This is a genomic window from Chamaesiphon sp. OTE_8_metabat_110 (assembly GCF_031382685.1).
In the GTDB taxonomy this organism is placed as follows: domain Bacteria; phylum Cyanobacteriota; class Cyanobacteriia; order Cyanobacteriales; family Chamaesiphonaceae; genus Chamaesiphon.
This window is the reverse complement of the sequence record NZ_JANMZA010000124.1, coordinates 1-4,114: the sequence shown is the minus strand read 5'-3', so window position 1 is coordinate 4,114 and position 4,114 is coordinate 1. Positions and strand designations below refer to the sequence as shown.

At 48.6% G+C, this 4,114-nt stretch carries 3 protein-coding genes and 1 pseudogene; all 4 read left to right on the top strand.

Translation table 11 applies throughout. The annotated features are described in order from the left end of the window. Positions 1 to 1,265, top strand: a 1,265-nt coding sequence (locus RMO52_RS04410; RefSeq protein WP_310411240.1) for a thiamine pyrophosphate-dependent enzyme, incomplete at its 5' end; no start/stop codon positions are given. A 359-nt stretch (positions 1,266 to 1,624) separates the two neighbouring features. Next, positions 1,625 to 2,098, top strand: coding sequence for a redox protein (locus tag RMO52_RS04405; protein WP_309743017.1), 474 nt, complete (start codon positions 1,625 to 1,627; stop codon positions 2,096 to 2,098). Between the two features lie 76 nt (positions 2,099 to 2,174). Beyond that, on the top strand, positions 2,175 to 3,242 hold the full coding sequence (locus RMO52_RS04400; RefSeq protein ID WP_309743015.1) for a family 10 glycosylhydrolase: 1,068 nt from the start codon (positions 2,175 to 2,177) through the stop codon (positions 3,240 to 3,242). Between the two features lie 359 nt (positions 3,243 to 3,601). Beyond that, a pseudogene (locus RMO52_RS04395) lies at positions 3,602 to 4,114 on the top strand (S9 family peptidase); the annotation flags it as partial.

The window sequence follows — 4,114 nt, the reverse complement described above, 5'->3', positions numbered from 1 at the left end:
AACTCCCTGGCTATAAGCCCACCGTTCGCGGCAATCCCCGCCAAATCAATCAAGCAGTTCAACTGATTGCCAAAAGTCGTCAGCCCTTGCTCTACGTTGGCGGTGGCGCGATTTCTGCCAGCGCTCATGCTGAAATCAAACAACTCGCCGAATTGTTTCAACTCCCAGTCACTACTACCCTAATGGGGAAAGGTGCCTTTAATGAGCTGCACCCGCTCTCAGTCGGGATGCTGGGAATGCACGGTACTGCTTATGCCAACTGGGCGGTCACTGATTGCGACTTACTCATTGCTGTCGGCGCGCGATTTGACGATCGCGTTACGGGTAAATTAGAAGGATTTGCGGCTGATGCCAAGGTCATCCATATCGACATCGATCCTGCGGAAGTCGGCAAGAATCGCACCCCAGATGTCCCGATTGTCGGCGATATCAGACAAGTCCTGATCCAACTGCTCCAACGGGTACGCGAACTAGGCTTAGGTAACAAGCCAGAACAGACTAGAGCTTGGCTGGAAACGATCGACTGTTGGCGCACTGATAATCCTTTGGTAGCACCCAGCTATGAAGGTTTACTAGCACCTCAAGAAGTCGTCGTCGAATGTCGCCGTCAAGCGCCAGATGCTTACTACACTACCGATGTCGGTCAACATCAAATGTGGGCGGCGCAATTTCTCAATAACCTCCCCCGACACTGGATTTCGAGTGCGGGCTTGGGAACGATGGGCTTTGGCGTACCTGCGGCGATGGGCGCACAGATGGCACTCCCCCACGAGCAAGTAATTTGTATCAGTGGCGATGCCAGTTTCCAGATGAATCTTCAAGAACTCGGCACGCTCAAACAATACGGTTTGAATGTCAAGATTGTCATTATCAATAATGGCTGGCAAGGCATGGTCAGACAGTGGCAGGAAGCTTTTTATGAGGAAAACTACTCTTCTTCGGAAATGGCCCCCTCTCAGCCCGATTTCATGCTGTTAGCGCAGGCTTATGGCATTAAGGGGATGACAGTAGATAGTCGCGAAGGATTACCAGACGCGATCGCCGCTATGTTAGCTCATGATGGCCCCGTGTTGCTCAATGCCCAAGTCAAGCGCAATGAAAATTGTTACCCAATGGTGCCTTCTAATAAGTCCAATGCGGAAATGGTCGGACTAGCTAAACCCAAACGGGCGAGTTCGGGTGCCCTCTCGATTCACTGTCGTAGTTGCGGTGCAATCCATACGGTCAATCACAAGTTCTGTCCCGAATGCGGCAGCCAGCAGTAACTAATCTGCAACATTTTACATGCCAAATAGCGGCGCAATTCATAAATTGCGCCGCTATTTTTATGGCGCTCGGAGGAACTTAGACGACATTAACTATCGTCGAAGGGATGAGAGGAACTTTGGTGGAGTGTGTTGGGTTTCGCTGTGGCTCAACCCAACCTACCTCTTACCTCTTACCTCTTACTCCTTACCTCTTACTCCTTACCCCTCACCCCTTACCTCTTAAAAATCCCCACGATCGCGATTTAATGTCTTAAGATCGGAACTAGTGGGGTCAAACTGTTCAAAGTTGACCTTTTGCCAAAATTAAATGTGCGACGCTCATAAGTAAACGACAGATTATTGTGTGAGGTACGATTGTGTTTGAAATGGTCAGCTACAAAAAGTTTCGCGATACGCCCAGCGTGCGCTTCTTCGATATCACCGTTCCCGAATCCAACGTGCGGGATTTGGTAGTCCATCAAGGCCCAGCCATCAGTCCACCCGATAGCGATCGCGGCTACTGGCAATTTTATCTCCATCCCCACCAGGAGGACAATCTCTTAGCCATATCTGGCGGTCGGACATTCTATCTGGTGAATTTTACCTGGAATTACCCATATCATATTGTGCGCTTGGAGACCGATCGCGAGATTCTGCGGATTCCTAGGGGCACCTTCCATCGCTCTGTGTCCGATCGAAATGGGTCGGTCGTGATGAATCAAGCCGTGCGCGACCGGGAAGCGACTGTCAAGAGCGAGTTTCGCGTTTACAATAGCGGTATAATTCCCCGCTTGTTACGCGCGACATCCGCCTCGGCACCTTTACCCAAATTACACGGATTTCAGTGGTGAACTCAGTCAATATTGCTAACGAGATCGAGCTAGATAATTGTGATTATCTAGCTTTTATTATGATGAGGATCTAGAATTGCGAAAAGCTGTTTGGCTGACTAATGTCGATAGTCAAGTAATGAATTCTCGCGCCAATATAGCGCTCGGATTAGCACGTCTGGCACAGTTGGGATTTAATACAATCTATCCGGCGGTATGGCAACGGGGTTATACTTTGTATCCGAGTCCAGTAGCTCAGGAATTAACTGGCGAGCTAGTGTTGTCAAATAGTCCTTTTGTCGGACGCGATTTACTGACAGAAATTATTGAGTTAGCTCAACCATTAAACATCCGAGTAATTCCGTGGTTTGAGTATGGATTGATGCTACCACCTCAAAGCTCGATCGCCCGTCGATATCCAGATTTACTTAGCTGCGATAAGCAAGGCAATACCCAGCGGATTCAAGGTGCCAACGGTCAAAAAGATCCCCATGTTTGGCTCAATCCCTGTCACGATCGAGTCCGTAAATTTATCGTCGATCTAATTACCGATGTCGTCAAGCGATATCCAGTTGCAGGGATTCAATTAGACGACCATTTTGCCTTTCCAGTCGAGCTGGGTGACGATTCTCCAGGGGAGAGGCTACGCCAACGATTTACCCAACAGTTATTTAGCCACTCTGGTAGTAGACAGTGGGATGACTGGCGAGCGGGACAGTTGACATCATTGTTGCAAGAGATCGTCAGTTCAGTCAAAGCAATCCGCCACGATTGTCAAATTTCAATTTCCCCCAATCCCCTAGACTTTTCCAAACGGCGTTATTTAGTAGACTGGCAAAAGTGGTGCGAGTTGGGATTAGTCGATGAGTTGGTATTACAAGTTTATCGCGACGGGTTGGATCTATTCGATCGGGAGTTAGCCAAACCGGAAGTACGCGCGATCAACCACAAAATTCCTACCCTCATCGGCATTTTAACCGGATTGCGAACGCGATCGATCGCAACTGACACGATCGGATCGCAAGTTAATTCAATTATCCAGCAGGGATTTAGCGGCTATGCTTGCTTTTTCTACGAAACACTCTTTCACGAACGACTATCACCACAATCAGTCAGCAGAGATCCCCAGCAACTCATCGACATCTTCAACCCCAATCGCCCCTAATCTTCGCGCTTTAGTAACGAGCAGCGTAAATCCAAGAGATGGGAGATGGGAGATGGGGGACGGGGGGACTGGGAGACTGGGAGACTGGGAGACGAAGAATCGTTCATTACCTTTTACCCATTACCTTTTACCTCTTACCTTTTACCTCTTACCTCTTACCTCTTACCTCTATCCCCTATTCCCTATCCCTAACCATTAAAAAATTCCTTAAATTGCCAAGATCGAGGGTATGAGGCTCCGACACGATCGGGTAGAATCCTTAGTATGCGAGTTTGTCGGTATTGTCATGCCGAGCGGTGCCAGCGTGCCAGCTCAATTGTATTGAAGATTGCTACCATCCTCTACATCGATCGAAACTCATGCAACTAGCTCCCTTTGGTTCTTGGAAATCACCGATTACGGCAGATGCGATCGTCGCTGATAGTATTGGTTTAAGTTCGATCGTTTTAGATGGTACGGATATTTATTGGTTAGAATCGCGTCCGCAAGAAGCGGGTCGCAGTGTCATAGTTAGGCGCACCGCTGATGGACAGAGCGAAGATGTGACGCCATCGGGATACAATGTCCGCAATCGCGTTCATGAGTATGGTGGCGCTGCCTATACCGTCGTCGATGGTTGCGTGTATTTTAGTAATATTACCGACAATTGCCTATATATTCAGGACTTACGATCGCCACAGCCGGAGCAGATTCGCCAACTTACTCACGATAAAAATAAACGTTACGCCGATTTGACGATCGATCCTCGAAATCAGCGCTTGATCTGCGTCCAAGAGGAGCATGATTCTACCGAATTTGAGCCGTTAAATACGATCGTTAGCATTAGTTTGACGCAACCCGATGACGTGCGGATTTTAGTCGGTGGCTGTGAT